General features: G+C 39.1%; 2 protein-coding genes. One reads left to right on the top strand and one right to left on the bottom strand.

Annotated features, from left to right (window positions below):
* Positions 1–237 (top strand): hypothetical protein (locus CDZ78_RS22305; protein ID WP_167374377.1); only part of this gene is annotated, 237 nt, incomplete at its 5' end.
* Positions 238–251: 14 nt separating this feature from the next.
* On the opposite strand, the gene CDZ78_RS17335 is transcribed toward CDZ78_RS22305, so the two are convergent.
* Positions 252–842, bottom strand: a complete 591-nt coding sequence (locus CDZ78_RS17335; protein ID WP_140414160.1) for a DUF6988 family protein — start codon at positions 840–842, stop codon at positions 252–254.
* Positions 843–1,773: the final 931 nt, after the last annotated feature.

The following is a 1,773-nucleotide window of genomic DNA, read 5'->3' as shown; positions in this document are numbered from 1 at the left end:
GGCAAAACATCAGAGAAAGATCCCGATAATTTTATTGAGAATATTCAAGAGTATTGTGATCTTGTTGGAAACCTAATAGGAGTAGGGGCGTTAGACTTCCGTTGTTCTTCTAGCCCAGGGGATGTTCTTGATTTTGTAGTCTTCCTAAGTGATGTAAAGGACATGCTGTTCACCACCAACAAAAATGACCAACAAATATTGTTCGCTAACCTGAAAGACAAGCTTTCGCAAGAATAGCGACTCCCCCGCATTTACAGGTTTGTATTCCTGGACTCATACGCATCCCACAGACGTTCAACGCAATCGCTTACTTTTTCACATTTTACTATATCGATACCCACGGCAGCTAATGATGATATTGCGAATCTTTCAGAAAAAGATAACAGTGTTTCAGGTGGGATCGGTGATTCTATTTTTATTCCCCGAGAATGAACCTTATAGGAAAGCAACTGCATGGATCCTGAATGGGTTAAGTTATTTAACCCATTCCAGTGATTCTTTTTAAACTCGCATAGATTTTCTTTTAAGAGAGGCTTAACCTCTCCTATCTGAGTAAGCTTTTCATTAAAATTAAGCTTGCCACGTTTATTTTTTTTAAAATCATTTATTTGATTATCGTTTGCACAAGAATACAGCCATAATCCTTGAAGATGTGCCTCAAATAAAACTCGTAACAATGCAGCAGCTGGAGCATGATTCTCCAGCTGCACTAGATCAAATATGGCTCTTTGAGTATCAAAAACCATTCTATGAGACATGAAGCTCATTATTGTACGATCTGAATTGTCAAATTCAATTCCTTCAAGAACAGTTAATATTTCATTTCCAGTTGTGTTGTTCATTTTCATAGTTAACTATTTTTCGAATTTTTAGCCCAAGCAAGCGGCAAAACTTAACGCGACCGCTTATGCCTTCAACGGCTCAGACGTCCTACGTACGTGTATCTTCGGCACTACTATCATAAACTAGGCGCTGGTTTCGTAGCACTCCCTCAAATAACTCGCAGCGAGAACACAAGAAAACTTTTCATTTCTACCGCTTGTAATGTTCGTAGGCCGTATTTCGCAAATTTTGCTACATACCGTTCATGTGGGGAATATATTGGCTCCCTACGGGACGTATTGATAAAGCATGGATAACGAAAAGACGTTACCCACACCTTACCAACACTAGCCAACACATTCTCCACAATCACTCTCAATCACAGCAATATGGTTTCTCTTAAACCGCGCTCCGCGCATCAATAATAAACAATGATAATTTGTAAGAAAAGAAACCCAGACGCGAAGAGCAAGTGCGGGCAAGAACACCCATTAAACACATAGGTTGTAAGGTTTTACCTGTTTATCTTTCCCACTCAAAATGCTAATGATTTTTTTAGCTATTTCGAGGGAGAATAAACAGAATAATCGAGTTTTTAAGCCCCTTTTACCTCCGCCCTGCCCCTGCGCTATAGAATATATATAAATATATCCCCCTGTACAGCTACGCAGCATATTTGCACTATAAAATTCAATTCCCGCAGGTGAGACGGTATAAACCCGCGACTTCTACTTTATACAAATATGATCTTACTGACTACCTCTACATACCCTTGATCGGTAGCTCTGTCCTGACCTATTCCAATATCATCTAATCCAAAATAGGGGCTGGGCTTGAAAGAAGAGAAGAAAAACCAGAATTGCTTACAAATGAGAAGCTAATTAAGATATAATTAACGTTCGTTTGATTGCAAGAGTCTGTTTCTTACTTTCAAGCTGTGGTGAGTGACAT

The organism is Bathymodiolus platifrons methanotrophic gill symbiont (assembly GCF_002189065.1).
Taxonomy (GTDB): Bacteria; Pseudomonadota; Gammaproteobacteria; order Methylococcales; family Methylomonadaceae; genus Methyloprofundus.
The sequence above is the reverse complement of the archived record's forward strand: the minus strand, read 5'-3'. Positions and strand labels throughout refer to the sequence as shown.